The organism is Campylobacter sp., assembly GCF_052170435.1.
Lineage (GTDB): Bacteria > Campylobacterota > Campylobacteria > Campylobacterales > Campylobacteraceae > Campylobacter_A.
Genome location: NZ_JBQNAN010000009.1, coordinates 52,668 through 79,288, shown reverse-complemented (window position 1 = coordinate 79,288; position 26,621 = coordinate 52,668). Strand labels below are relative to the sequence as shown.

At 46.4% G+C, this 26,621-nt stretch carries 26 protein-coding genes and 1 pseudogene; 12 read left to right on the top strand and 15 right to left on the bottom strand.

Annotated features, from left to right (window positions below):
• Positions 1-439 (bottom strand): annotated as a pseudogene (locus ACTTJF_RS05460) (X-Pro aminopeptidase); the annotation flags it as partial.
• Positions 440-452: 13 nt separating this feature from the next.
• The gene (aroQ, locus tag ACTTJF_RS05455) at positions 453-941 is read right to left on the bottom strand and encodes a type II 3-dehydroquinate dehydratase (RefSeq protein ID WP_314997511.1); all 489 of its coding nucleotides are present in this window, start codon (positions 939-941) and stop codon (positions 453-455) included.
• Between the two features lie 91 nt (positions 942-1,032).
• Here aroQ and mqnF point away from each other — a divergent pair, with 91 nt between their 5' ends.
• A complete protein-coding gene (gene mqnF, locus ACTTJF_RS05450; RefSeq protein WP_442551096.1) occupies positions 1,033-2,256 on the top strand; it encodes an aminofutalosine deaminase family hydrolase in 1,224 nt (407 codons plus the stop codon).
• Between the two features lie 162 nt (positions 2,257-2,418).
• Complete coding sequence (sppA, locus tag ACTTJF_RS05445; RefSeq protein ID WP_442551095.1) at positions 2,419-3,288, top strand: signal peptide peptidase SppA; 870 nt, start codon at positions 2,419-2,421, stop codon at positions 3,286-3,288.
• A 388-nt stretch (positions 3,289-3,676) separates the two neighbouring features.
• On the opposite strand, the gene thiF is transcribed toward sppA, so the two are convergent.
• The 12 genes from thiF to ACTTJF_RS05385 all read right to left on the bottom strand — a co-directional run bounded on the left by thiF (position 3,677) and on the right by ACTTJF_RS05385 (position 13,728).
• Positions 3,677-4,531: a sulfur carrier protein ThiS adenylyltransferase ThiF gene (thiF, locus tag ACTTJF_RS05440; protein WP_442551094.1), complete on the bottom strand. Its 855-nt coding sequence runs from the start codon at positions 4,529-4,531 to the stop codon at positions 3,677-3,679.
• Between the two features lie 285 nt (positions 4,532-4,816).
• Positions 4,817-5,599, bottom strand: coding sequence for a hypothetical protein (locus ACTTJF_RS05435; protein ID WP_442551093.1), 783 nt, complete (start codon positions 5,597-5,599; stop codon positions 4,817-4,819).
• Between the two features lie 88 nt (positions 5,600-5,687).
• Positions 5,688-6,764, bottom strand: a complete 1,077-nt coding sequence (gene ribD / locus ACTTJF_RS05430) for a bifunctional diaminohydroxyphosphoribosylaminopyrimidine deaminase/5-amino-6-(5-phosphoribosylamino)uracil reductase RibD (protein WP_442551092.1) — start codon at positions 6,762-6,764, stop codon at positions 5,688-5,690.
• Between the two features lie 304 nt (positions 6,765-7,068).
• Positions 7,069-8,400 (bottom strand): acetyl-CoA carboxylase biotin carboxylase subunit, encoded by a 1,332-nt coding sequence (locus ACTTJF_RS05425; RefSeq protein ID WP_442551091.1) that lies wholly within the window; start codon positions 8,398-8,400, stop codon positions 7,069-7,071.
• Positions 8,400-8,852 (bottom strand): acetyl-CoA carboxylase biotin carboxyl carrier protein, encoded by a 453-nt coding sequence (gene accB, locus ACTTJF_RS05420; protein WP_298085718.1) that lies wholly within the window; start codon positions 8,850-8,852, stop codon positions 8,400-8,402. The genes ACTTJF_RS05425 and accB overlap by 1 nt, the downstream gene beginning before the upstream one ends.
• Before the next feature lie 157 nt (positions 8,853-9,009).
• Positions 9,010-9,669: a molybdate ABC transporter permease subunit gene (locus ACTTJF_RS05415; protein WP_442551090.1), complete on the bottom strand. Its 660-nt coding sequence runs from the start codon at positions 9,667-9,669 to the stop codon at positions 9,010-9,012.
• Positions 9,670-9,845: 176 nt separating this feature from the next.
• The gene (gene modA, locus ACTTJF_RS05410) at positions 9,846-10,547 is read right to left on the bottom strand and encodes a molybdate ABC transporter substrate-binding protein (protein ID WP_442551089.1); all 702 of its coding nucleotides are present in this window, start codon (positions 10,545-10,547) and stop codon (positions 9,846-9,848) included.
• 109 nt (positions 10,548-10,656) lie between these two features.
• Positions 10,657-11,307: an energy-coupling factor ABC transporter ATP-binding protein gene (locus ACTTJF_RS05405; RefSeq protein WP_442551088.1), complete on the bottom strand. Its 651-nt coding sequence runs from the start codon at positions 11,305-11,307 to the stop codon at positions 10,657-10,659.
• Positions 11,304-11,951: a cobalt ABC transporter permease gene (locus ACTTJF_RS05400; protein ID WP_442551087.1), complete on the bottom strand. Its 648-nt coding sequence runs from the start codon at positions 11,949-11,951 to the stop codon at positions 11,304-11,306. The genes ACTTJF_RS05405 and ACTTJF_RS05400 overlap by 4 nt, the downstream gene beginning before the upstream one ends.
• A complete protein-coding gene (locus tag ACTTJF_RS05395) occupies positions 11,948-12,400 on the bottom strand; it encodes a hypothetical protein (RefSeq protein WP_442551086.1) in 453 nt (150 codons plus the stop codon). The genes ACTTJF_RS05400 and ACTTJF_RS05395 overlap by 4 nt, the downstream gene beginning before the upstream one ends.
• Positions 12,394-12,981, bottom strand: coding sequence for a cobalt transporter CbiM (gene cbiM / locus ACTTJF_RS05390; RefSeq protein WP_442551085.1), 588 nt, complete (start codon positions 12,979-12,981; stop codon positions 12,394-12,396). The genes ACTTJF_RS05395 and cbiM overlap by 7 nt, the downstream gene beginning before the upstream one ends.
• Positions 12,982-13,728, bottom strand: a complete 747-nt coding sequence (locus tag ACTTJF_RS05385; RefSeq protein ID WP_442551084.1) for a DUF4198 domain-containing protein — start codon at positions 13,726-13,728, stop codon at positions 12,982-12,984.
• 245 nt (positions 13,729-13,973) lie between these two features.
• Between ACTTJF_RS05385 and dcd the strand changes: the two genes are divergently transcribed.
• The 9 genes from dcd to ACTTJF_RS05340 all read left to right on the top strand — a co-directional run bounded on the left by dcd (position 13,974) and on the right by ACTTJF_RS05340 (position 22,610).
• Complete coding sequence (gene dcd / locus ACTTJF_RS05380) at positions 13,974-14,534, top strand: dCTP deaminase (RefSeq protein ID WP_295143672.1); 561 nt, start codon at positions 13,974-13,976, stop codon at positions 14,532-14,534.
• A 358-nt stretch (positions 14,535-14,892) separates the two neighbouring features.
• On the top strand, positions 14,893-15,891 hold the full coding sequence (gene pseB / locus ACTTJF_RS05375) for a UDP-N-acetylglucosamine 4,6-dehydratase (inverting) (protein ID WP_442551083.1): 999 nt from the start codon (positions 14,893-14,895) through the stop codon (positions 15,889-15,891).
• Positions 15,892-16,131: 240 nt separating this feature from the next.
• Positions 16,132-17,262: a UDP-4-amino-4,6-dideoxy-N-acetyl-beta-L-altrosamine transaminase gene (gene pseC / locus ACTTJF_RS05370; protein ID WP_442551082.1), complete on the top strand. Its 1,131-nt coding sequence runs from the start codon at positions 16,132-16,134 to the stop codon at positions 17,260-17,262.
• A gap of 12 nt (positions 17,263-17,274) precedes the next feature.
• A complete protein-coding gene (gene pseF, locus ACTTJF_RS05365; RefSeq protein ID WP_442551081.1) occupies positions 17,275-17,967 on the top strand; it encodes a pseudaminic acid cytidylyltransferase in 693 nt (230 codons plus the stop codon).
• Positions 17,968-17,973: 6 nt separating this feature from the next.
• Entirely contained in the window at positions 17,974-18,198 is a 225-nt protein-coding gene (locus tag ACTTJF_RS05360) for a hypothetical protein (protein ID WP_442551080.1), read from the top strand.
• Complete coding sequence (gene pseG / locus ACTTJF_RS05355) at positions 18,188-19,048, top strand: UDP-2,4-diacetamido-2,4,6-trideoxy-beta-L-altropyranose hydrolase (protein WP_442551079.1); 861 nt, start codon at positions 18,188-18,190, stop codon at positions 19,046-19,048. The genes ACTTJF_RS05360 and pseG overlap by 11 nt, the downstream gene beginning before the upstream one ends.
• Positions 19,033-19,509, top strand: a complete 477-nt coding sequence (gene pseH / locus ACTTJF_RS05350) for a UDP-4-amino-4,6-dideoxy-N-acetyl-beta-L-altrosamine N-acetyltransferase (RefSeq protein WP_185898419.1) — start codon at positions 19,033-19,035, stop codon at positions 19,507-19,509. The genes pseG and pseH overlap by 16 nt, the downstream gene beginning before the upstream one ends.
• A gap of 8 nt (positions 19,510-19,517) precedes the next feature.
• A complete protein-coding gene (pseI, locus tag ACTTJF_RS05345; protein ID WP_442551078.1) occupies positions 19,518-20,546 on the top strand; it encodes a pseudaminic acid synthase in 1,029 nt (342 codons plus the stop codon).
• Between the two features lie 12 nt (positions 20,547-20,558).
• Positions 20,559-22,610, top strand: a complete 2,052-nt coding sequence (locus tag ACTTJF_RS05340) for a motility associated factor glycosyltransferase family protein (RefSeq protein ID WP_442551077.1) — start codon at positions 20,559-20,561, stop codon at positions 22,608-22,610.
• Between the two features lie 179 nt (positions 22,611-22,789).
• On the opposite strand, the gene ACTTJF_RS05335 is transcribed toward ACTTJF_RS05340, so the two are convergent.
• Positions 22,790-24,313, bottom strand: a complete 1,524-nt coding sequence (locus ACTTJF_RS05335; protein WP_442551076.1) for a flagellin B — start codon at positions 24,311-24,313, stop codon at positions 22,790-22,792.
• Positions 24,314-24,471: 158 nt separating this feature from the next.
• Between ACTTJF_RS05335 and topA the strand changes: the two genes are divergently transcribed.
• A complete protein-coding gene (gene topA, locus ACTTJF_RS05330; RefSeq protein WP_442551075.1) occupies positions 24,472-26,580 on the top strand; it encodes a type I DNA topoisomerase in 2,109 nt (702 codons plus the stop codon).
• The last annotated feature ends 41 nt before the right edge of the window (positions 26,581-26,621 follow it).

Below are 26,621 nucleotides of genomic sequence, written 5' to 3'. Positions count from 1 at the left end.
TCATGCCTTCGCCCTCGGCGCGCACGAACGCGGCAAATTCGTCAAACCTCTGGGCGCCTAGCTGTGCCGCTTGCTTTAAAATTTTTATCTCGTCTTCGGTCTTTACTATGCGTGAAATTTGCGAAAAATTCGCCCTCGCCTTAAATCTTATCCCAAGCCCTTTACTCAGCTCTTCCCACTCGCCCGCGCTAAAATCGTACGGGTTATAAGCAAGCTCCTTTACGCCCATTTTTCGCAAAAACAGCCGCGCATCTTTTATCAAATTTCGCTCGACCTCGACCACTTCGGTATCTTTGCAAAGCTCGCGCACCTCGATGCTATAACGCGCATCGGTGAGGAAAAATTTGCGCCCACCGAGGCTCAAAAATACCGCGTTGTCGCAGCTGTATCCGCACTCGTGGTAAACGGCGTTTTCGTCCTTTAGGATAAAATTTTTCAAATTTTGCCCCGTTTTACTCCGCTTTTTCGCCCGCTCTCGCGGCTTTTAGCGCTTTTATCTGCTCGAAAATTTGCAGCATCGCGATCATAGCTAGGTGGTAGCCCACAGGCCCAAAGCCCACGATCTGTCCCGCAGTTACCGGCGCTATGAGGCTTTTTTGGCGAAATTCTTCGCGGCGGTGAATGTTGCTGATATGCACCTCGATGACCGGAAGCCCGACGGCTGCGATAGCGTCGCGGATCGCGATAGACGTGTGCGTGTAGGCGGCTGGGTTTATGATGATGCCGTCAAATTCGCCGAAGCACTCTTGGATTTTATCGACGAGTTCGCCTTCAAAATTGCTCTGAAAAAACTCGATCTCTATATCGTTTTGCTCGGCAAAAAGCTTCATCTGCCCGTGGATATCCTCCATCTTCATCGAGCCGTAGACGTCGGTCTCTCGCGTACCCAGCATGTTGATATTCGGGCCTTGGATGACCATTAGTTTAGATTTTGTTTCCATTTTTAGCCTTTTAAAAGATTTAAATTTAGGCCTGATTATACATTTTTTAAGCTAAATTTTCGCTACAATCACGAAAAATAGGAGCTTAAAAATGATCATCGTTAAACCCAAATTTACAATGCTATGCGACGAAAATTTTACCGTTTTAGAGGATGCGGCGGTCGCTTTTGATGAGCATATCCAGGCGGTTGCAGAGGCCGAGGAACTACGCAAAAGATACGAGGGCGCGCAGTTTTTCGAGTATCCTGACGCCGTTTTGGCGCCTGCTTTCATCAACCCGCACGCGCATCTGGAGTTTAGCGCGAACAAAACCAGCCTCGTTTACGGCGATTTTTTAGAGTGGCTAAGCTCCGTTATCGCCTCTCGCGGCGCGCTCTCGCAGGCGGCAAACGACGCCGTCATCGCCTCTGCGATAAAAACCATGCAGCGTAGCGGCGTGGCGAGCTTCGGAGCGGTGTCGAGCTTTGGCGGGGACCTAGACGCGTGCGCCAACTGCGGCGGACGAGTCGTGTTTTTTAACGAAATTTTAGGCACTAACGAAGCTGCGTTAGAGCAAAATTTGGCAAATTTTACCGCCCGATTTGAAGCGTCGCTAGAGCGCAAAAGTCCGCTTTTTACGCCCACGGTTTCGGTACATTCGCCCTACTCCACGCACCCTGATTTAGCCGCTGCGGCACTAAATTTAGCCCGCGAGCGTGGGCTGGTCGTATCAACGCATTTTATGGAGAGCGAGCATGAAAAAAACTGGCTAGAAGGCGGCTCGGGCGGCTTTAAAGAGTGGCTGGGCAAATTTAACCCCGCCGCGCGTCCGCTTTATACGCCAAGCTCGTTTGTAGCGATGTTTGCAGGCATTCGCACGCTCTTTACGCACTGCGTTTGGACGGATGATTTTTCTGGCTTTGACCCGGAGCTTCACAGCCTCACGCACTGCGCGGTTTCAAACAGGCTGCTTAGCAAACGCACGCTAAATTTGCGCGCCGCTCTGGACGCGGGAGCAAATATAAACATCGGCACGGACGGACTTAGCTCAAATATGAGCCTAAATTTCCTTGACGAACTGCGGGCAAATTTACTCATTCACGCGGATTTTGATCCGCTTAAACTTGCTAAAATTTTGCTTCTAGCATCGACAAGAAACGCCGCAAAGGCACTAAATTTGGACGCAGGCGAGATAAAAACGGGCAGGCTAGCCGACCTCGCGCTCTACGGCGGTTTTGCAGACGCCGACGCGGCACAGCTACCGCTCATGCTCATTTTGCACGCCAAAGGCTGCGAACGGCTATTTGTCGGCGGCGCGGAGATAAATTTAGAGTAAAATTTGAAGCCGAATTTTACGGTTTAGACCCCGGCGCGACAAAAACAAAAATGCCAAATTTAAACTCAAATTTGACGCCCGCCCCAAATCCGGCCCGCTAGTTAAATTTATAAATTTAAATGGTAAAATGCGCCCCGATTTTAAATGAATTAAAGGGAAAAAATGGGATTTTTAAGGTTTATTTTCGCGCCGATCGCGGCGATTTTTAGGTTCATAAACACCTATTTTAAGGCGATGCTGTTTTTACTCATCGTATTTTTGATATTTTTTAGCGGCAAAGGCGAGAGCGTAAATCCGCCCAACCTAACCCAGATCAACCTATCGGGCGCGATCATGGACGCAGGCGAAGCGCTAGAAAAGATCGAGGCCGCACGCAAGGACGGCAACATCAAGGGCGTACTGCTTTATATCGATAGCCCGGGCGGCGCGCTGGCGCCTAGCGTCGAGCTGCACACGGCGGTCAAAAATCTACGCGCCGCAAAGCCCGTGGTCGCGTATGCGGGCGGGTCGATGACGAGCGGGAGCTACTATGCGGGTGCGGGCGCGGACAGGATTTTGGCAAATCCTGGCGCGTTTATCGGCTCGATCGGCGTGATCATGCAAGGCGCCGACGCTAGCGAGCTAGCGGCTAAAATCGGCGTCTCGCAGCAAGTAGTAAAAGCTGGCGAATATAAAGAGGCGGGGACCTTTGTGCGCCAGTGGAGCAAAATCGAGCGCGAGCAGCTACAAGAGCTCGTAAACGCTAGCTACGAGATGTTCGTAAGCGACGTGGCAGCCGATAGAAATCTAGACGCAAACAAAAGCAAAGAGTGGGCCAACGCGCGGGTGTTTCTCGCTAGCGACGCCGCAAAACTCGGGCTCATCGACGAGGTGAGCGATTATTATTCGGCGCGCGCTGAGCTAGAAAAACTAAGCGGCGTGGCCGAGCCCGTCTGGGAAAAGCCGTCCGTCTACGAAAAAGCGATGCAAAAATTTATAAATCAAGGCACTAACTCGCTAATCTCGGCATTTTTTGAAGCTAAGGCGAGGTAAATTTAAAAACGGCTAGATTTTATCGTCTTAAAATCTAGCCTTTCACGACCGCAAAACTCGGCTCTAGTCGGCACGGATAAAAAAGTTTTTAAAACGAACGTCAATTCGGAAATTTAGTCCTTATTTTTGCCTCGTAAGGCAAGATTTACGCGAAATTTTGATACTAAATTTGTAGCGGCAAAAGAGTCGCTAATGTATTGATTTTGTCGCTACAAATTTGCTCAAATTTAGAGCAATTACAAAAACTCGTCAAAACCAAAAATAAGCGTGACGACAAAATCAACTTCAAGCGATTCTCAAGTAAATTTGCGAAAGAGAGCCAAAATCTCAGGCCGCAACCAGCTCAAACTAAAAACATCAAACCTCACGCCAAGCGCCGCCGTCAAATTTAAACCTCCTCAAGCCCCATCAAAAGCCTGATAGCAAGGTTTGCCTCGTGATTTGCGCAGATCGCCACGCGCGCAGCCATGAGCCCCTGCCCTACGCCCGCAGCGTTTTGCAGATCGCCGCACAGATAGACGTTTCGCGCGAATTTGACCGTTTTTATGAGATTTGAGCTAAAGTGCCCCGCCATGCCCGACGCGCTGACGATCTTTTTGTCCCGTAGACTCGCGCCCGCCTCGTTTACCATCATCGCCTTGCCCGCGACGTTGTCAAATGCCTCGCAGATGACGCTGCACGGCGCAAAAATCTCGGCTACGTTGCTCGCGTCTAGCGTCACATCGTGCGTCACGACCTCGACGAATGGATTTACCTCGGCGATGATCTCTTTTAGCGCGTCCGTCTTTTTCATGCCGATGTGGCGGACGAAGTACTGCTGACGGTTTAGGTTGCTAGGCTCCACGACGTCAAAGTCGGCTAGCACGAGCTTGGCGACTCCCGTGCGTGCTAGGCTTAGCGCGATATTTGAGCCAAGACCGCCAAGTCCCGCCACGCCCACGCAGCCGCTAGCTAGAGCCGCGTTTAGCTCGGGACTGTTTCTGGATGCGATCATGGCTTTTAACACTTCTCGCCCCGGCATCGCGCCGCGCCTGATAAATACTACGTTTGAGCCGTCTTTTAGCTCTAAATTTTCCTTCGTCGCAAAGCCGTCTAGGATAAAGATATCAGGCTCGCTCGCGTTAAATTCGGCTAGAAATTTATACATCTCGCCGTTTTTATCGCCCAGAGCCTCGTTTTTTAGCTCATCCATCGTGTTTGCCGCAACTTTAAATTTCGCTCCGTTTAGTGTTATATCTTTCATTTTTCTCCTTTAAATTTACAAAATCATAGCGCAAATTTATAAAATGCTTCGTTAAAGAGGCGTCATAAACTGCGTTCTTCAGGAAAATTCGATGGCTTTAGATCTTGCTTGACGTGCAAAGGCTTCAAATTTTGCCAAAACCTCACCTGGCACGGATTTGTAAATGCGAGCTAAATTTTATAAAATGTTAGCATTGGTAAAAAGCTTCATGAATTTTTAGACAAAAACGACAATACACTTACCAATTTCTCAATAATCAAATTCTTGCAAATTTAATTTAGGTTGTTAATCTTTTAAAACCTTAAAAACTATCTTTTCGTTATCTGCCAATATAATCTCGATTAGTAAATTTTTAAACCTTATCTGCTTTTGTTTTATGTTATATGTTAGATTTTGAAAAAAAGCAGGTCTGGCCAAATCGTCCGGCGTATATTCTCTGTATACCATAGTTAAATTATCAGCTGTACATCCTGTATAAATCAATTCATATCTCATTCCATCTTTAATTTTGGTCTCTTTTCTATAAACATTTTTTTGAAATTTTATCTCTTTTGGTTCATACGAAATATTTTTATCTATTATATACACTGGATCAGTTACATTGAGTGACCTGGAAAATTTTAATAAACCAGCTACATTGTTTTTGTCATCCAATAGTAGCTGATAGTAACTCTTTAAGGCATAATTATTTACCACTAAATATTTTTTATTATTTATAGAATAGCTGCCTTGTACAAGAAATATATCGTCCTGAACAAAAGAAGCATTTACTGGATCTAATATATTAAAATTTTGAGTCGGCTTAAAGATATCAAACGTTTCTACCATATTTAAAATATCCTTTGAATTTATAAAACTTTCACCCACATAAGATGTTTGAGTATCATTTATTTTATAATTTTTAATAGTAGCTTGTTCCTCGAAATTTTTACTATTATTGCTAATATAAAAAATTCTAGCTTCGTTTATATTTGGCTCTTGATTTTTTACAGCAACCTTTTCGCCCAAACATCCAGATAAAAACACCAACGTTATTGCTAAATATAAAATAAAATATTTTTTTATCATTTTATCTCCAATCTAAATATTTTATTAAATTATACCAGAAACAGCTAATCCCATATTAAAAAAACAGATATTTATTGTTTTGCAAATACTAGGTTTTATACCATCCGTAAACGTCGCCGTCAAGCTCGCCGTGAAATAGCGGTTTGAGTTTTAAATTTAGCCTCACCGCGGGCGCATCCAAAAGCTCGCTCGAGCGGTAGAGTAGCAGCCATTTTACGCGTTCATCTAGGGCTTTTAGCGCGTTTTCGCCGCCCTCAAACATCGTTAAGCGCGGCGCAAAAGCTTCGTTTATATCGCTTGACACTCGCACGCTCCTACCCGTCACGCCAAAAAGCGGTATAGACGCGTCAAACTCGCGCTCGCGCGAGTAGATCATCACGTTTGGGTTTTTGCGGCCCTCTATCAGCCTGGTATCGAGCCTCGGGCGGTCGGCGCGGACGGTGGTGCCTCCGATAACCAGCAGCTCAGCCACGCTACGCAGGCGGTGAGAATGGGTGCGGCTGGCTAGATTTGAGATGATTTTGCTCTGCGCAGTGCCGACTGCGACGCCATTTGCGCTAAGAGCGAGCTTGAAAAAGCTAAAATTCCCGCCCTGCCACGATAAAAACGGCTCAACCAGATCGTCCGCTTCGCGCCGTAGTACGTCAAATTTGACCGCTACGCCGCCGCTTTGCAAGATATGCGCGCCGCCGCTAGCTACGGCGTTTTCGTCTCCTCTAGCGATTACGACTTCGGCAAATTTTAGCCGACTCAAAAGCTCGGCGCAGGGCGGAGTTTTGCCGCGGTGAGCGCAGGGCTCGAGCGTCACGTAGGCCTTGGCGCCTTTTAGCAGATCGCCGTGATTTTGCAGGATGTATTCATACGTGAAATTTGGCTCTAAGTCCGCATTTTCAAGCTCTGCAGCGCTTTCAAATTTTACGCCCAAAGCCGCATGATACTCGCGTAAAAAATCGCTCAAAAACGCCTCGCTTTTTTCGCAGAGCGCTAAAAGTGCCGCGCTTGGCTCGGCGTGTAGAAAGCCCGCCTTTTTATGCGCGGCGACCGAAAGCAGCCTACCGCCTGCGTCTAAAACCGCGCAACCGACGGCGGGATTTGGGTAGGTTAAAATTTGAAAATCCCAAGCCTTTTTTATGGCTAAAGACATGTAAAATTCGTCGTTTATCATCGCTTCCGCCTAGTTAAATTGGGGTATTATACTAAAATTTGCGCGGCTATTTTTTAAATTTGATGCCTCTATTTTATTTGCTTACTTGCCCAAACCCGCACCTTTACGAAGTCAAATTTGTCTGGTTTGTATTATTAACGCTGCACGGATAAGAGCTTTATAAATATAAATTTGAGACTTGATATTTTAAGTAAGGGTAAAGCGGTGCGGGTTTTGCCGATAAATTTAAATGTAAAGTAGTCGCACCGAAGCAAATTTATTAAACTCGCTTCGGCGCGCAAACCGCCTCGCTCTGGCCGCAAATTTAGCGGCGAGAGAGGTAGTTGGTATCGTAGTTGTTGTTGATGAAGTCTTGGTTCTCCATCATCGCGATGTGAAAATCGCGCGTGGTCTTGATGCCGCCGATGATGAGTTGCTCGAGAGTAACCTTCATCTTGTGGATGGCTCTGTTTCTATCGGTGTCCCAGACGATGAGCTTGCCGATCATGCTGTCGTAGTACGGCGGGATCGAGTAGTCCTGATAGATGTGGCTGTCCATGCGCACGTTTCGGCCGCCGGGGCAGACGTATTTTGTTATCTTGCCTGGGCTTGGCGTAAACGTATTTGGATCCTCGGCCGTGATGCGACACTCGATAGCGTGGCCTTTTAGCGTGATGCTTTCTTGCGGCGGTAGCGCCTCGCCCTGGGCTACTTTTATCATCAGCTCGATGATGTCTAGGCCGCTTACCATCTCGCTCACGCAGTGCTCGACTTGCAGGCGCGTATTCATCTCGATAAAGTAGAAATTTAGATCCTTATCGACCAAAAACTCAAACGTTCCAGCACCCTCGTAGTCGATCGCTTTTGCTGCGCGGATCGCCGTTTCGTGTAGTCTGGCGCGCGTGTCGTCGTCTAGCAGGATCGCAGGGCTCTCTTCGATCAGCTTTTGGTGGCGGCGCTGCATAGAGCAGTCGCGCTCGCCGATGTGCAGGACGTTGCCGTGGCTGTCGCCGATGACCTGAACCTCGATGTGGCGCGGGTTTAGGATGTATTTTTCCATATACATCGTTCCGTCGCCAAACGCGCTCATCGCTTCGCTCTCGGCCGACCAAAACGCCTTTTCGATGTCCTCTTCGCGCTCGACCACGCGCATACCGCGTCCGCCGCCGCCGGCTGCGGCTTTTAGGATGACCGGATAGCCGATTTTTTTAGCTAGTTCTTTAGCCGCCTTCGTATCGGCTACGGCGCCGTCAGAGCCCGGGATTACCGGTACGCCAGCGCGTTGCATCATCTGCTTTGCCTTGCTTTTATCGCTCATTAGCGCCATCGCGGCTACGCTAGGGCCGATAAATTTTAGCTTGTGATGCGAGCAAATTTCGACGAAATTTTGATTTTCGCTGAGAAATCCGTAGCCCGGAAATATCGCGTCGGCTTCGCTGATCTCGGCCGCGCTGATTATGGCCGGGATATTTAGGTAGCTGTCGCTTGAGCGCTCCTTGCCGATGCAGATCGCCACGTCGGCGTATTTGACGTAGAGCGCGTCTTTATCGGCCGTGGAGTAGACCACGACAGCTTCTTTGCCCATTTCCTTTATCGTTCGCAAGGCTCGCAGCGCGATTTCGCCGCGATTTGCGATTAAAATTCTTTTTATTTCCATCAAATTTTCTCCACGCCAAATAGCGGCAAGCCAAACTCGACCGGCTGACCGTCTGATACGAGCAGCTCGGTGATCTGGCAGTCAAATTCGGCCTCGATCTCGTTCATTATCTTCATCGCTTCTATGATACCCACGACGTCGCCTTTTCTCACGCGCTGGCCTACTTTAACAAACGGCGCCGCGCCAGGACTCGGAGCAGCGTAGAAAGTGCCGACCATAGGCGATTTTATGCTGTCTTTTGGAGAATTAGCAGGAGCTTTGACCTCTGAGCTTACCACAACGTTTACCGGAGTCGGAGTCGGGGCGGGAGCTTGGACGACGGGCTTTGGCAGCTCGCAGCAGTCGGCGAATTTTTCAAGCTCGACCTCAAAATCCCCGCTTTTTACTTTTATGCGGTTCATATCCATCTCGTTAAAAAACTCGATCAGCTCTTTTATGTCTTCTTTTTTCATAGAAATTTCTCCTAAATAGTTAAAGTTCAAAACTTCTTATTGTAGCAAAAAAATAATGAATTTACGCTCGTAAAGGCGTATTTTGTTTTTACGCTCGGGGTAAATTCGGGACATTCGCCGCTTTAAACGTTTAAAATGGCAAATTTACGACGCTAGTCTATTTTTTAGTTCGCTCGAGAAAATTTATAAATCCGAAAAGCACCAAGCTAAGCACGACCAAAATCACGCTCAAAATGAGCGCGCGGCCGTTTTCGCCGTCGTAAACCGCATTATAGATCGCTAGCGAAACGGTGTCGGTTTTGCCCACGATGTTTCCGCCTAGCATCAACGTGATACCGACCTCGCCAAGGCCGCGAGCAAGAGCCAAAACAAGCGCCGAAACAACGCTTTTAAAGACGTTTGGGATGAGGATAAAAACGGCGATCTCAAAGCGATTTTTGCCTAGGCTTTGACCCGCTTCGATTAGGCTTTTGGGCAAGCTTTCAAGCGCGCTTTGAACGGGCTTTACAAACAGCGGCAAGCCAGCCAAAAACGAAGCGATAACGAGGGCTGAAAAGCTAAAAACGATCTGCAAATTTAACGCCTTGCCGATCACGCCGTTTCGCCCCAAGACGTAAAGTAGTAAAAATCCCGTAGCAATCGGCGGAAAAATGAGCGGAAACATCACGGCCGCTTCCAAAACGGCCTTAAATCTGCCGCGGTAAAACGCCAAAAAATAAGCCGCGCCAAGCCCCAAAAATAAGAGTAGCGCAAAGGTTACGGCAAGCGTTTTGGCGCTTAAAAGCAGCGGATGGACGAGCCAGGTAAGTTCCTGCAAATTTTTCCTTTTTTGAGTTAAAATTCGCTTTTTGCTCAAGCAAAATCTAGCGAGTAAATTTTAGCGTTTTTGTTAAATTTGACGTCAAATTTGAGCGGTAAAAATCGTCAAATTTCGCTCCCGTAAAGCAGAAATTTGACGGTAAATTTAACCGAGCCAAAAGCCCTCGATTTAAATTATTTTAGCCCGAATTTAGCGAAAATTTCCTTCGAGCGAGGAGTTTTTATCTCGTCTATAAATTTAGCGCACGCCTCGTTACCTTCGCATGCGGGAAGCTTTGCTACAGAGATGAAAACGGGGCTATAAAGCGCCTCGTCTATATAGATCACGCTGCCAAACTCACCCTCTCTAGCCACGGCCTCGGTCGAGTTGATAAAGCCCGCGTCCACTTCGCCGTTCGTGACGTAGGCGACTACTTGCGGTACGCCTGCAACGGGTAGCATTTTAGGCGCTAGATCGGCCTCTAACCCCGAGTTTTTCAAAAACTCCGTCGTCCTCACGCCGTAGATCGCTTTTTTGGCATCGGGCATCGCAATTTTGGCGAGATTTTTTAGCTCAGATACGTCTTTTATCTGCTTGCCTTTTGGCGTGACTAGCACCAAAGCGCCCTTGCCGATGCGCTCATAAGCCTTTATATCAAGGTCCGTTTTCTTTAAAAACGCCTCGTCGCCCACGATCGCAGCCATCTTGCCCTCCTTTGCCTGGATGGTTATCTGGCCCAAATTTGCAAACGCGCCCTCGATCTGCACGCCGTCTTTTTTGAGATTTTCTATCACTTCAGCGACCGGTTTTTTGTATCCGCCGCCAGCTCCCACAAGCAAATTCTCGCCGCCAAAGGCGACCGCAGCCGCGATAGAAATAAGTAGTAATTTTTTCATAAAATTCTCCTTTGTAATAAAATTTAGTAATTTTATGAAATATATCATTATACATTGATAAATTTTGCTGTTTTCGGAGTTTTTTTAAAAAAGTATAAATAAAAATATTTTATATCGACTCTAGTCCGTTTTTAGTTAGACGGTACATCGCACTCGCTACGTCGCTTATAAATTCCTTGTCGTGAGAGACGATTATCTGCGTAACGTCGAGGGATTTTAAGATAGCGGCTATCCTTGCTTGCATCTGCGCATCAAGCGCGGTCGTAGGCTCGTCAAGTAGTAAAATTTTAGGCTTAGCCACCAGCATCCCCGCTAGCGCGACGAGCTTTTTCTCGCCTCCGGAGAGATTAAACACTATCTCGTCTTTTAGATGCCAAATTTCAAGCTCGCGTAAAATTTCCTCTGCTTTTGCACTTGCGCCATCCTTGTCCTCGCCGCGGCTAAGTAGCGAAAACATCACGTCGTCGCGTACGCTAGGGCAGATGAAGCAATCATTGCTTTCTTGAAAAAGATAGCCCACGTCGCGGCGAAACGGCTTATACTCCTCGAGATTTGAAATTTTATGATGAAAAAGCTCTATATAGCCCAAAGAGGGCGCTTTAAGCCCCGCCATTATCTCGAGCAAGGTGCTTTTACCGCAGCCGTTTGGGCCTATGAGAGCGATTTTATCTTTGTGCGTCGCGTTTAAATTTAGATTTTCAAAAAGCGTTCTTTCGCCTATTTTGGCGCAGACGTTTTTTAGGCTTATCGTGCAGCTCATATCAGGACTCCTAAACTAAAAATATAACAACACGCCGTCAAAGCGATTATAACGGCGTCTTTTGCGCCTATTTTGAGGCCTTTAGCTCCGTAAAGTTTGCCGTCAAAGCCCCTGCAAACAAAGGTTTTTTCAAGAACGCTAGCCTTATAAAACGCTTCCAAAAAAAGCATGGCGACTAAATTTGCGTAAATTTTATAGGTAAAAAGCGAGGTTTTAGGCTCAAATCCGCGAACTTTTAGAGTCTTTTTTAGCCTTAAAAATATCGTTTTAAGATCGGCCGTAAATTTAGCGCTAAAATAAAAAATCGCCGTTAGCTTATCGCCTAAATTTAGCGACGAAACGGCAAGCGCGATACTGAAATAATCGCTCCTATAAAAGGCCAGCCGCCCAAAAAGTATGATCAAATTCGACCTTATAAATATCAGCTTTGCAAGTGCGTATTCTCCGTAAAGAACGAGGCTTAAGACGACTAAGATTATAAAAATATTTAGTTTTAAAACGGATTTTAAAATTTCAAAAAGATTTTTAAAATTTAAAATCGCTAAAAAGACCACGGGAGCGATAAAAATAGCGTCCGTAGCGCTTGAAAGCGAGACTCTAAAGCTAAAAAAAGTAAAGCAAACTAGCAAAACGGATAGGTTCATTTGCCTCTTTTTACTAGATAAATTCCGCCGAAAAACAGCCCGATCCCGGCAAACGCAAGGATAAATTTAAGCGCGTATGCCCAAAAGTCCTCCTCGCTCTCGTCAAATTTGACCTTTGAGTCATCGCCTGGCGCGTTACTTTCGGCGCTTTTTGGCTCTTCTTTGTGTACGGTAAATTTTATCCTTTTTTCGTGCGCCAGTCCGCCGTCGATCAGGATTTCAAATTCATCGGCGGGGATTTTAACCCTAGCAAAGCCATTTTCGTCGGTTTGCGCGACTCCGATCCGGGCGCCGTCTTTTATGAAAGATACAGGGCAATTTTTACAAGGGGAATTTCCGTAAAAGTAGCTTTTTATCTCGACGAATTCGCCCTCTTGCTTTGCAAAGCCTTTTAGCGAGTGCGCGTTTAGGATGCTTGCAAAAAACATGATCAAAAGTATTTTTAGCAAATCAAAAGATCCTTTTTAACCCTGTAAATAAAAGAAAGCGCAAAAAGCGAGATGATCCCCTCAAGCACCATGAGGACTAAATTTGAAGTAAAAACGAGCGCGGCTATGGGGGCGAATTCTTTACCGTTTAAAACGAGCGTCAAGGATAGCAAAGCCGAGGAGCAAAGTATAGGCAAAAACCCGACTAGAAACCAGAAAAATGACCTGTATCGCTTAAAAGACATCTTTAAAAGATAGGGGCTAAGAAGCGCTGGGGAGGCGATGATCAGCAAATTTACGCCAAGGGCGCTCAGGCCGCCGTAACCGAAAAGCAAGGCCTGAAAAAACAGCGCGATAAAAATAGCCAAAACCGCATTTGCGCCCAAAAACGCCCCCGCAAGGCCGCTTAGTACGAGATGTATCGACGTAACGCCGATAGGCATATGGATAAAAGACGCAGTAAAAAACATCGCGCTGACGGCCGCTACTTTGGGTATCTCGCCGGTTTTTAGCTTGTAAAGCAAACTAGACACCCAAACTACGCAAAGAGCCGAGCAAGGCACGATGATCTCGGGTTTTAAAACGCCTTCGCTAATGTGCATTTATTTATACTCTTTGGTTTGCACCCAGATGACGGCTCCAAGCTCCACGGGATACTCTTTGCCCTCGTGTTTTATCTTTTGATCGTCCTCTATCAGCGCGGCAAATCCCCACCAGCCCTCAAGCGGCATCGCAAAGCTAAATTCGCCCTGCTCGTTCGTGTTTACGACCTGAGTTACGTGCGCGTCGGACGGAGCTTTTAGCCCTTTGGTGTTATAGTACTCTACCTCGACGGTTACGTTTTTAGCGGGTTTTCCTTTATAATAAACCACGCCTGAAAATAAATTTCCCTTATAAAGCCCGTACGGACGCGTTAGCGGCACTATCTCGGCTTTTAGCCCGGTCGGTTTATCCCAGCCTTCGCCGTAGCCGTAGGCATCGACGACGGTTTTTGTTATATGCCTTATAAATTTATCCTCCGCAGGCTCGAAATAGGGCTTTGGATCCATATAAAACTGATAAATGCCAGGCTCCTTTACGTCGTAGCTAGCCGTAAAGTAGCTAAATTTATCCTCTTTAAGCTCTTTTAGGTCTTTTATAGCCTCTTTTTTACCGTTTATAAAAACGCCCGCCTCGTTTGGAAGGGCCAGGTTCATCATATCGCCCTCAAAAGGATGGCTAAATTTGTAAGTAATCTGCAAATTCGCCTCTTTTTCGTCGTCTACGGTCGAATTTGACGGTACGACCATACCAAAATGCGCATAAGCGCTAACGCCTAAAAGCATAAGCGCCAAAGACTTGATTTTCATTTTTGCTCCTTTTGAAGGTATTTGGTAAATGAAATTGTACCCCCGTAAAGCTTATTATTTATTAAATTTTCTTGATAAATCATATTTAAAGTATAAGAAAAATATTTTGGTATTATTTATATCCGCATAAAATAATAAACCGAGTTTTTCAAATTTAAATTTAGCAAATATCGGGAATGCATGCTCAAATTTTAGGTAAATTTAAATTATGTTATAATCGCGTAAATTTAAAATAAAGGTAAAAAATGGGGCTGAAATCTGACGCCTGGATACGCAAAATGTCGCACGAAAAGGCGATGATAGTGCCGTTTGCCGAGGAACAAGTCGGACGCGGCGTGGTTAGCTACGGAGTGTCTAGCTACGGCTACGATATCCGCGTGGGCGACGAGTTTAAAATCTTTACGAATATCGGCGGCACCGTGGTCGATCCAAAAAATTTCGACGAAAAAAACGTGGTGGACTTTAAAGGGGGCGTCTGCATCGTCCCGCCAAATTCATTCGCTCTAGCCCGCACGATCGAGTATTTTAACATGCCAGATAACGTGCTAGCCATCTGCCTAGGCAAAAGCACCTACGCTCGCTGCGGGATCATCGTAAACGTCACGCCTTTTGAACCGGGATTTAAGGGGCACATCACGATCGAGATATCAAATACTACGCCGCTACCGGCTAAAATTTACGCGAACGAAGGTATCGCGCAGGTACTGTTTATCGAGGGCGACGAGCCGTGCGAAGTGACGTATGCGGACAAAAAAGGAAAATATCAGGCGCAAGAAGGCATAACCCTGCCTAGGATTTTGAAGTAGCTTAGAGGCTTGTCTTTTTTGCTTATACTTCGCTGGATTACAAATTTTAAGCCGGACAACCTTTATCCGCTTAAAATTTAATCCGCCTCGCCTCCTCGTAGCAAAGTCTCGTTACGAGCGCAAAGCGCGAAGTAAAAGCAAAAAATACCGCACCTAAACAAATTTAACGAGCTAAATTTTGAATCAAATTTAAGGCACGGTTTTTGCTCTGGCTGAATAAAATTTAAATAAACGGCGAACCGTTTTAGTCGGGCTAGACAAATTTAAAATTTGCGAAGAAGCGTATGCAAAATACGCAGCTGAACGATTTAAATTTACCTCGTACGGCGAAAAAACAAACCGCGAAAGGCAAAAATAAATGTTTAACGGAAAATCCATCCTCATCACCGGCGGCACCGGCTCGTTCGGCAAAAAATACACCGAAATTTTACTCTCCAAATTTAAACCCAAAAGGCTAGTCATCTACTCTCGCGACGAGCTCAAGCAGTACGAGATGGCGCAGGTTTTCAAAGACCCCGCGATGCGATTTTTCATCGGCGACGTACGCGACGAAAAACGCCTGATGACCGCGATGAACGGCATCGACTACGTCATCCACGCAGCAGCCATGAAGCACGTGCCAATCGCCGAATACAACCCGATGGAGTGCATCAAAACCAACGTCAACGGCGCGCAAAACGTCATCGACGCGGCGCTTGAGTGCGGCGTGAGCAAGGTCATCGCGCTCTCGACCGACAAGGCGTGCAACCCGGTAAATTTATACGGCGCGACCAAGCTTGCCAGCGATAAGTTATTCGTCGCGGCAAACAACATCGCGGGTAGTAAAAAAACTCGTTTTAGCGTCGTTCGCTACGGCAACGTCGTGGGTTCGCGCGGCTCGGTCGTGCCGCTGTTTAAAAAGCTAATCGCGGAAGGCGCAAAGGAGCTGCCGATCACGCACGCGGATATGACGCGGTTTTGGATCACGCTAGAACAGGGCGTAAATTTCGTACTTAAAAACTTCGAGCGTATGAAAGGCGGCGAAATTTTCATCCCGAAAATCCCGTCGATGACGATGATAGAGCTTGCTCGCTCCATGGCGCCGCAACTTGGCGTAAAAATAATCGGCATCCGCCCCGGCGAAAAGATGCACGAGGTCATGGTCGGCAAGGACGACGCGCACCTAACCTACGAGTTTGACGACCACTACGTGATCAGCCCGTCGATCAAATTTACGAGCAAGGACGACGACTTTAGCATAAACGCGCTGGGCGAAAAAGGGCATCTCGTGGAGGAAAATTTCGAGTACAGCTCGGATAAAAATAAAATTTGGCTCGGTAAAGACGGACTTTTAGAGATGATCGAGGCGAGTAAATAATTTGGCCGAAATTTATAAAATTTGAGCCGAAATCTAAAATTTTAGAAAAACGAGGCGAAGTATTTTTGTTTTTACTTCGCGCTTTGCGCTCGTAACGAGACTTCGCTACGAGGAGACGAGGCGGAAATGAGCCGAGCGAGGGCGCATACATATAGTATGTAACCGAGCTTCGGTGAAATTTTTAACGAAGTATAAACCAAAAAGACAAGCCGTAAAAAGACAAGCCGAAAAAGGATAAAAATGATACCTTACAGCAGACAACAAATCACCGACTCCGACATCGCCGCCGTCGTGAGCGCTCTAAAAGACGACATCCTAACGGGCGGCGACAAGGTCGGAGAATTTGAAGAAGCGATCGCAAAATACGTCGGCGTAAAGCACGTCGTAGCGATGAACTCGGCGACGTCGGCACTTCACGTCGCGTATCTAGCACTAGGCGTGAGAGAAGGCGACGAGGTCGTAACGACGCCCATCACGTTTGCGGCGACGGCAAATACGGCGCTAATGGCTGGAGCGGAGGTTAAATTTGCGCCCGTTAAATTTGACGGAAATATCGACGAAAACGCGCTAGCAAGCCTCATCACACCCAAAACCAAAGTCATAACGGCGGTTGATTTCGGCGGCAATCCCGTAAATTTGGGCGCCATCCTAAAACTAGCCAAAGAGCGTGGCATAAAGGTGCTTGACGATGCGTCGCACGCGCTAGGCAGCTCGCAAGGCGGCGTAAAAGTCGGCGCAAAAGCAGACGTTAGCATTTTTAGCTTTCACCCCGTTAAGCCGCTAACGACGTTTGAGGGCGGCGCGTTAGCTACTAACGACGACGAGATCGCGCGCCTAGCACGCCTCTACCGCTCTCACGGCATAGCTAAAAAACGTCTCTGGGACAGCGATATGAGCGTGCTTGGCTATAACTACCGCCTACCCGACGTCGCCTGCGCGCTAGGGCTAAATCAGCTAAAAAGACTAGATGAAACGATCGCGGCACGCGAGAAAATCGCCAAATTTTACGACGAAAAATTTGAGAAAAACCCGTATTTTAGTACCATGAAGCTGCCCGACGGCGTCGTTAGCTCGCGCCACCTCTACCCTGTCTTGCTCTTTCGCCAGTTTTGGTGCGCCAAAGAGGACATCTTCGCCGCCCTACACGCGCGCGGCATCGGCGTGCAGGTGCACTACAAGCCGACTTATAAATTTAGCTTTTACCGCGAGCGCTACGGCGATATCTCGGTGCCTACCGCCGAGGATTTTTACGCGGCCGAGCTTAGTATCCCGTGCCATCAGTGCATGAGCCTAGAGGACGCGAACCTGGTCGCAGACGCGCTTTTTGAGGTTTTAAAGAGCTTTGACGCGCCACAAGGGTGCAGGGTTTAGGCGGTAAATTTGATGAGAGATAACCAAAACCGCGCCCTTTGCGTCATCCCTGCTCGCGGCGGTAGCAAGCGCATACCGCGCAAAAACGTTAAAGATTTTCTAGGCAAGCCGCTGATAGCCTACAGCATTGAAGCGGCGCTAAATTCGGGCGTTTTTGAGCGAGTGATAGTGAGCACCGACGACGCCGATATAGCGGACGTCGCCGTCAAATTCGGCGCGCAAGTCCCGTTTATGAGAGACGCCTCGCTAAGCGACGACTACGCCACCAGTAGCGACGCCGTAGCGGACGCGGCGGCGAGGCTGGGCGGATACTCTCGCGTTTGCTGTCTTTACGCTACCGCACCGCTTATCACGGGTGAAATTTTACGTGAGGCATACGGCAAATTTGAGGAAGCTGGGTGCGAGTTTTTATTTTCCGCGACCGAGTTTAGCTTCCCGATCCAGCGCGCGATCAGACTAGAGCAAAACGGCGCCGTAAATATGTTTTACCCGCAGTTTGCGCTAACTCGCTCGCAGGATTTAGAGCGAGCCTATCACGACGCGGGCGCGTTTTACTTCGGTAGGCGCGAGGCGTGGCTGGAGAAAAAACCGATCTTTGCGCCGCACTCAAGGGCGTTTTTGCTTCCGCGAAATTTAGTATGCGATATAGACACGCCGGAGGATTTTGAGTTTGCGCAGAAGCTTTACCGGATAAATTACGACTGAGGACAAATGCAAAAAGATTACCTAAAAGCCAAAATATCGGTAGCCAGAACGCTCATGCAGATCTTTGCGATTGCTGGGATCTTGCACATATTTTATCTGGCGGCTAGCTACCGCGGGCTAAACGAGCTTCAGATCCTGTTTTTCGCCTCTGCCGGCGCCATTTACCTCATCGCCGCCGTATGTTTGACGCTTAGAATTTTAAATTTGGCGGAAAAACTTGATGAATTTTAACAAAATCTCAAATCTAAAAACCCTCATCCGCGCCGATAGTAGCTCGAAAATCGGGCACGGGCACGTTAGGCGAGATCTCATTTTGGCGCAAAATTTTAAAGACGTCAGCTTTGCTTGTATCGACCTACCGGGCAGCCTAGCAGGCGAGATACCCTGCCCCGTTTTTACGCTAAAAAGCGCGGATATAAAAGAGCTGGTAAATTTGATAAAAGAGCATAAATTTGAGCTTCTTATAATCGATCATTACGGCATTAGCGCGGCGGACGAAAAGCTAATCAAAGAGCAAACAAACGTAAAAATTTTAAGCTTTGACGACAACTACAAAGAGCATTTTTGCGACTATTTGCTAAACGTAAATATCTACGCCCAGCCCCAAAAATACGCAAATATAGTGCCCGCAAACTGCGAGCTGATATTTTCGCCGCTAGTTAGGAGCGAGTTTTACGGCGAAGCAAAAATCAAACGCGAGAAAAAATTTAATTACCTCATCGTACTAGGCGGCACGGACGCGCTAAATTTGACCGTACAAATCGCCTCAAATTTGCTCGCTAAAAACAAAAAAGTAGCCGCTATCACAACGCGCGCGAACGTAAATTTGGCAAATTTGCAAATTTTAGCGAGTAGCGAGCCAAATTTTAGCCTATTTATAAACTCAAACGAGGTCGCGAGACTAATGAACGAGAGCGAAATTTTAGTGATTTCGGCTAGCTCGCTCGTAAACGAAGCGCTGGTTTTGGGCGCGGAATTTAAAGCCGTGCGCGTAGCGGATAATCAAAACGAGATGGCGCAGTGGCTAGCCGCAAACGGGCGCGAGACCTACGAGGCAGACGAAATATGCTTGAACTTATAAATTTCACCGATCTAACGGACGAGCAAATTTTGATGATTTTGCGTTGGCGAAACGACGAGCGAGTCGCAAAATACATGAAAAACAAAAGCGTGAGCGAGCAAGAGCACAGAAACTTTATCTCAAATTTAAAAAACGACGAAACAAAAAGATATTTTTTAGTAAAAGAGGATAGCGACTATATCGGCGTGATCGATTTCGTGGATATCGCGGCGGACTCGTGCGAATTTGGCATTTACGCAAATCCCCAGCTAAAAGGCAAAGGCAAAATCCTAATGCAAACCATCGTAGAATACGCCGCCAAAACGCTTAAAGTCGGCGAGCTAAAATCGTGCGCCTACAACGAAAACGAAAAAGCGATCGCGCTATACCGCAAATTCGGCTTTGAAATTTACGGACGCGACGAGCAAATGAGCTACATGTCGCTATCTTTACGCAAACTTGATATAATGGCTAAAAGTTAGGAAAATTTATGAAAATAGCAAATTTCGACACAAACGAAAAGGTCTTTATCATCGCCGAGCTCTCGGCAAATCACTCGGGCAGCCTGCAAACGGCGCTTGACACGATAAAAGCAGCTAAGCGCGCGGGAGCCGACGCCATAAAACTGCAAACATACACGCCAGATAGCCTCACGTTAGATTCGCGCAGCGAGGATTTCATGATAAAAGGCGGACTGTGGGACGGAGCGAATTTATATGAGCTCTACAAGCAAGCTCTGACGCCGCGCGAGTGGCACGAGCAGCTTTTTGCTACGGCGCGGGACGAAGGACTCATCTGCTTTTCAAGCCCGTTTTGCAGAGACGACGCGGATTTTTTAGAGAAATTTAACCCGCCCGCTTACAAGATAGCAAGCTTTGAGGTTACGGACTATGATTTCGTGCGGTACGTCGCGCTCAAGGGCAAGCCGATCATAATCTCCACCGGCATAGCAACCGAGCAAGAAATCGCTGACGTCGTGCAAATTTGCAAAGATGCGGGAAACGAGCGGATCGCGCTTTTAAAATGCACGTCTAGCTATCCCGCCCCGCTTGACGGGATGAATCTACGCACAATCGCCGATATGAAACGAAAATTTGGCGTAGAGGTCGGCTTTTCAGACCATACGCTAGGTATCGTGGCGCCAGTAGTCGCCGTGAGTCTGGGCGCTCGCATCGTAGAAAAGCACTTTATCTTAGATAAAAGCGTTCGCAGCGTCGATGAGGCTTTTAGCTTGGACGAGCGGGAATTTAGCGAAATGGTAAAAGCCGTGCGAGACGCCGAAGCGCTGCTTGGCAAAGTAAACTACGAGCTAGACGAAAAAGCCGTGCAAAATCGCCGCTTTTCCCGTTCGCTTTACGCCTGCGCGGACATCAAAGAGTGCGAAATTTTTAGCGAAAAAAATATAAGAAGCGTACGCCCAGGGTACGGCTTGCACCCTAAATTCTTACCTGAGCTACTAGGTAAAAAAGCAAAAAGAGAGATAAAATTTAGCGAGAGAATCAAAAAAGAAGATCTATAAAAAGGAGATAAAATGGCAAAAGAGATAGATAAAGAATTTGACCTAAAACATCTAAGCGTTAAAAAAACAAAGCATGGAGAGGCAAAACAGGAGGCTGCAAACATAGATGGCTTGCAAAATCCGATCTTTAAACGTAACCTTAACGCCCTCTTTCAGCAAGATGAAATTCTAGCTACACGGCTTTTTGCTTTTACCGATCAAGGCGAATACGAGGTATTTGTCGGAAAAGACCCGATCGACATCAATATCATAAACAACAAAACCCTAAAATATGTCTATGAAAATCCAGTAAAAGAAATTACGGATATGTTAGAACAAACCGAAAAAGAATACAAACGCTATCCGATTATGTATTTTTACGGGCTTGGCAACGGTATATTTCACAAGGCTTTGCTTAAAAACCGAACGCATAAAAAAATAGTCGTAATCGAGCCGAGACTAGAGATCATTTATATAGTTTTAAATTTAATCGACCTCTCAGAAGAGCTTGCTAGCGAGAGATTGGTGCTGTTTTATTCAGAATTTGCCACATATACGCAGTTTTATTTCATTGTCTCTCAAAGCGATTTCGTATCATACGCCAAACTTTACGATTTGCACATTCATACGCATTTTTATGACCAGTTTGCCGATGACTACCAAAGGATAAATCAAGACTTCATAAAAGCCATTTCGCAAATGGTTCTAGCTCATGGCAACAGCATTGACGATATGCTAATAGGCATCCGCCATCACATAGAAAATTTACCGGAAATGATAACAAACTATGTTTACACCGATATGGTAAAAAAACGCTACGGACTTATGGATACAGCTATTATCGTAGCTACCGGACCAAGCCTGGATAAACAACTCGTTACGCTTAAAAAATTTGCCCCTTACGTTACGATTATCAGCCTTGACGCCTCATATCCGATCCTGATGAGGCACGGTATCAAGCCGGACTACGTAACCTCAATCGAGCGCGTAGAGGCGACATCAAGCTTCTTTAATAACAAAAATAAAGAATTTGATGAAAATATCTACTTTATAGTCGCTTCTCTAACGCATCAAAAAACGATAAAAAATATCTTGCCGCGCCGCCTTGTACTTACTATGCGTCCTCAACAAAGCGAGATAGCGTTTAATATGAAAAAATACGGATATCTAGGCATCGGACACTCCACGGCAAACCAAGCCTATCAGCTGGCTTACGCGCTAGGGCATAAAAATATCGTGCTTATAGGTCAGGATTTGGCTTTTGCGCCGGACGGCAAAAGCCACGCTAGCGGACATGCATTTGCACAAAGCGACGAATATCTTTACGTCCCGGCCTACGGCGGCAAAGGAGAAGTCCGCACGACTTACGTTTGGAAGCTCTTTAAAAACCAATACGAAAAAGATATCGAGCAAGCAAGTTTAGAGGATATAAAAACATATAATTGCACCGAGGGCGGCGCCAAAATTAACGGCACTATAGAAGAGCCTTTTTTAGAAACTATGCAAAATTTAACCAAAGGCAAAGAACCAAAAAAACTACCGAATATACCAAAAAATAAGGAAAAAGCCACAGACAAAGATCTGCTAAAAGCCTATAATTTCTTAATCAAAAAAATAACTATTCAAAATTTAGCAAAAGATAGAATAGAAGCCGTATTTTTAGAACTTGTACCAAAAATTGACGAGATGATTAAGCTCAGAGATGAGAATAAAATAAGCGAAAACCTATTTAACAAGCTAGTAAAAATTGTAAACAAAATAGATAGGTTAAAAACATTTCTAAGTGCCAAAAAATTTACGCTATTTATAGAAAACGTCATACAAATGGCAATATATCATCAAGAACTAGAATTAGCTAAAATTTCAGTCGCACCAAGCGACACAAAGATTCAAAAAGTAAACAAACTACTTGAGTGGATCGAAATCCATAAGTATTGGCTTTTCTCGGCTGCAGGCGGATTAAACGCAGATATAGAGGTTACCAAAAAGGCTTCTAAAAATTTAGTTCGTGAGCTTAAAAAAAGAGGACTGATAACCAAAAACGAGATAGGCAAACCAAAAGAAGATTTTAATCTATCTTTTTAAATTGCGTTAAATTTAAAAACCCCAAATCAGCCAAAAGCAGATTCGGGGTTTAGTTTCGTACACATAAACGCGCTAAACAGATCGCCGAAGCGGCCTTAAAGTGTTAACTACTGAAGTAGTCTTAAAACGTTTTTCCAGCTACGCGGGATAAACCCCGCTTCGCGTAGAAATGCTTTCGACTACTGGAGTAGTCTCAAGACATTTTGCTGAACGGAGTTAGCTTGGCTCATAGCATAACTTCCTGATTGAGCAAGGATGTTAAACTTAGAGAAGTTTGCTGACTCGGCAGCGAAATCAACGTCTCTGATTTGAGATTCGGCTGATTTTACGTTTACTTGAGTAACCGTGATGTTGTTTACGGTTGCAACAAGCTGATTTTGAACAGAACCTAGGTCTGAGCGGATCTGGTCAAGTGTTTTTTGAGCAGACTCAGCGATATCCATAACAGCCATCGCACCGCGTAGAGTCATAACGCCGGCTGATTGGTTAGAAGTTAGCGTTGCTACGCTCATTCTTTGGAAGCCCATGGCAGTAGCGAGCTCTTTGTCTATTTGACCTTTGATCTCTCTCATGGCTACAGATCTGGATGCGCCACCCTTTGCAGAGAAAACACCGACAGAGAAGCCACCACCAGCACCGCCGCCGCCGTCTGAGATATTAATATCCCTTCCGTCTAGTCTAACAAGGTTTAGGCGTCCGACAAAGCCCGCCTTAGAGGCTGAAAGTTTTTTATCAAAGCCAAGTTTATCAAATCCGTTAGCATTTTGACCGTCGCCAAAGCTTATAGCACGTCCGTCACGGCTAGTTAATACTAATTTACCAGCTTCGTTTGTAGAAGCCTCGACTCCGGTCTGATCTTTTACCTTATTGATAGCATTGACTAGGGCGTTATTGCCGTCTCTCTCTTTTAGCTTTAGATCACCGATTTTTACGCCGTTAATAGTAAAAGATACAAGCTGGGTGCCCTCTGCTATATCGTTAGCAGCTATCATAGTAGTGTCAAATGTAGCCCTTACGCCTGTTTTATCGGTTAGCTTATTGATATTTTCAGCTAGCGCACCTACGCCTTGACCAAGACCGGTTCCTATTGTAGTTCCAGCTACTTTTACGTTATTTACGCCGTCCACGTTTAAGAAAGTAAGCGTAACTTTACCGGCAGCCGTTAAAAGCTTAGAGCTTTCAAATCTAGTTAGACCGATCTTATCTGACGTAGTAGCGCCGATAGAGGCTTTAACTGTTTGGTTTGAGTAAGCGCCGATTTGGAACTCTTTGTTGGAGAATGTTCCGTTTAGTAGCTGCTGACCGTTGAAAGACGTCGTATTACCGATATTGTCTAGCTCTTCCATTAGGCGAACGATGTCTGCTTGAAGCGCTTGACGAGAGTCTCTTGTCTGGCCGTCTTGAGCTGATTGAGTAGCTTTTGTCTTGATAGTATCAAGAATTTTTAGTTGCTCGTCCATAGCTTTGTCGGCTACTTGGATTATGCCGATAGCATCGTTACCGTTAGCGATAGCTTGACCAAGAGCAGAAGCTTGAGAGCGAAGGCTGTCTGCGATCGATAGACCGGAAGCGTCGTCTGCTGCTGTTTGGATTCTCAAACCTGAGCTAAGTTTACCCAAAGAAAGAGAAAGGTTGCGGTTGTTGCTAACTGCGTTAGCGTGTGTGTTAAGTGCGTTTACGTTAGTGTTAATACGAAAACTCATTGTAAATCCTTTTAAAGTTTAGTTACGACTTCTTGTCGCACGAAAACTATATCGGATGAAATCAAAAAAACTTTAGGGGTAAATGAAAAAATTTTCAAATTTCTTTTTCGGCCAAAATTTTTGCTACAATTACCGCAAAAAATAAAAAGGCTATATTAATGAAAAGCTTAATCATCGTGGAATCTCCCGCGAAAGCCAAAACGATAAAAAACTTTCTAGGTAAAGACTACGACGTCATCGCATCAAAAGGCCATATCAGGGATCTGCCAAAGACGGCATTCGGCATCAAGATCGAGGGCGAAAAATTTACGCCCGAGTACAAAATAAGCGCCGATCACTCCGCAATAGTAAAAGAGATCAAAGAACTAGCTAAAAGCGCCGACCAAATCTACCTCGCGACCGATGAGGACCGCGAAGGAGAGGCCATCGCCTACCACATCGCCGCAGCCATCGGCAAAAAGCCCGAGAGCTTGCCTCGCATCGTGTTTCACGAGATCACCAAAAGCGCCATCGAGGCCGCTTTAAAAAACCCGCGCACTATAAATATGGATAGCGTAAACGCACAGCAAGCACGCCGCCTACTAGACCGAATCGTTGGCTACAAGCTCTCGCCGCTATTAAATTTAAAAATCCAAAAAGGACTAAGCGCGGGACGCGTACAAAGTGCCGCTCTAAAAATCATCGTAGACCGCGAGCGCGAGATTCGCGACTTTAAACCGATCGAATACCACAGCATCGACGCGGTTTTCAAAAAAGACCTTGACGCCGAGCTAGTTAAATTTGAAGCGCAAAAGATAGAAAAACTAACGATAACAAACGGCGACCGAGCCAAATTTATCGTAGAAAATTTAAAAAGCGATAAATTTAGCGTCCGCGAGATCGAAGCCAAAGAGCGCAAAACCGAGCCCGCGCCGCCTTTTATGACCTCGACGCTACAACAAAGCGCGAGCAACCGCCTAGGCTTTAGCCCGAAAAAAACGATGATGATCGCGCAAAATTTATACGAGGGCGTGCAGACGCATCAGGGCTTTATGGGCGCGATAACGTATATGAGAACGGACAGCCTAAATCTCGCCAAAGAAGCCGTCGCTGCCGCGCGCGAGACGATCGAGAAAGAGTATGGCGAGCGCTACCTGCCCTCTAAGGCTAAAATTTACGCTACCAAAAGCAAAGGCGCGCAAGAAGCCCACGAAGCGATCCGCCCGACAAACCTTAGCTTCACGCCAGCTATCGCCGCGCAATATCTCGAAAAAGACGCGCTACGCCTCTACACGCTCATCTACAACCGCTTTTTGGCCTGCCAGATGAGCGCTAGCATTAGCCAGACGCAAAACGTTTTCGTCGCGGGCGCAAAAGGCGAGTTTAAAATAAGCGGCCGCAAGGTGCTGTTTGACGGCTTTTACCGCGTTTACGGCGATATGGATAAGGATAAAATTTTGCCCGATCTAAAAATCGGCGACGAGATGAGCCTGCAAAGCATCAAAAGCTCGCAGCACTTCACCGAACCGCCGTCTCGCTACTCGGAGGCAGGACTCGTTAAAAAGCTAGAAAGCCTAGGCATCGGGCGCCCTAGCACCTACGCGCCGACTATCTCGCTGCTAACCTCTCGCGACTACGTCAAAGTCGAGAAAAAGCAGCTCGTGCCAAACGAGATCGCCTTTACGATGATGGGCGTTTTGGAGGAGCATTTTAGCGATATCGTAGATAGCGAATTTACGTCAAATATGGAAGAAAAACTCGACCACGTCGCAGAAGACAAAGCCGACTGGCAAAAGCTTTTGAGCGATTTTTATCATCCGTTTATGGATAAAATTTCAGCCGGCAAAACAGGCATAAAAAGCCAAAAAGTCGCCACTCCGATCGGCGAAAAGTGCCCCGAATGCGGCGGCGAACTGCTACTGCGAAAAGGACGCTACGGCGAGTTTATCGCGTGCGGAAATTTCCCTAAGTGCAAATACTCGCGCAATATCGCAAAAGCTGATCAAGGCGCGCAGGAAGGCGAAGCTGCGGCAAAGCCGAAAAAAGAGCTCAAAAAGATCGACGTACCGTGTCCAAAATGCGGCGGCGACATCGTCGAGCGCATCAGCCGCAGGGGTAAATTTTACGGCTGCGCAAACTACCCCAAATGCGACTTCGTCTCAAACTACGAGCCGGTCGCCGAAAAATGCGACGAATGCGGCGGCGATATGATCAAAAAAGAGCTCAAAAAAGGGACGTTTCACGAGTGCGTGAAGTGTAAGAAGAAAGTACAAATAGAAAATTCGTAAATTTTGTTTGTTTGAATAATTTTTAAGATTTCACTCGTTTT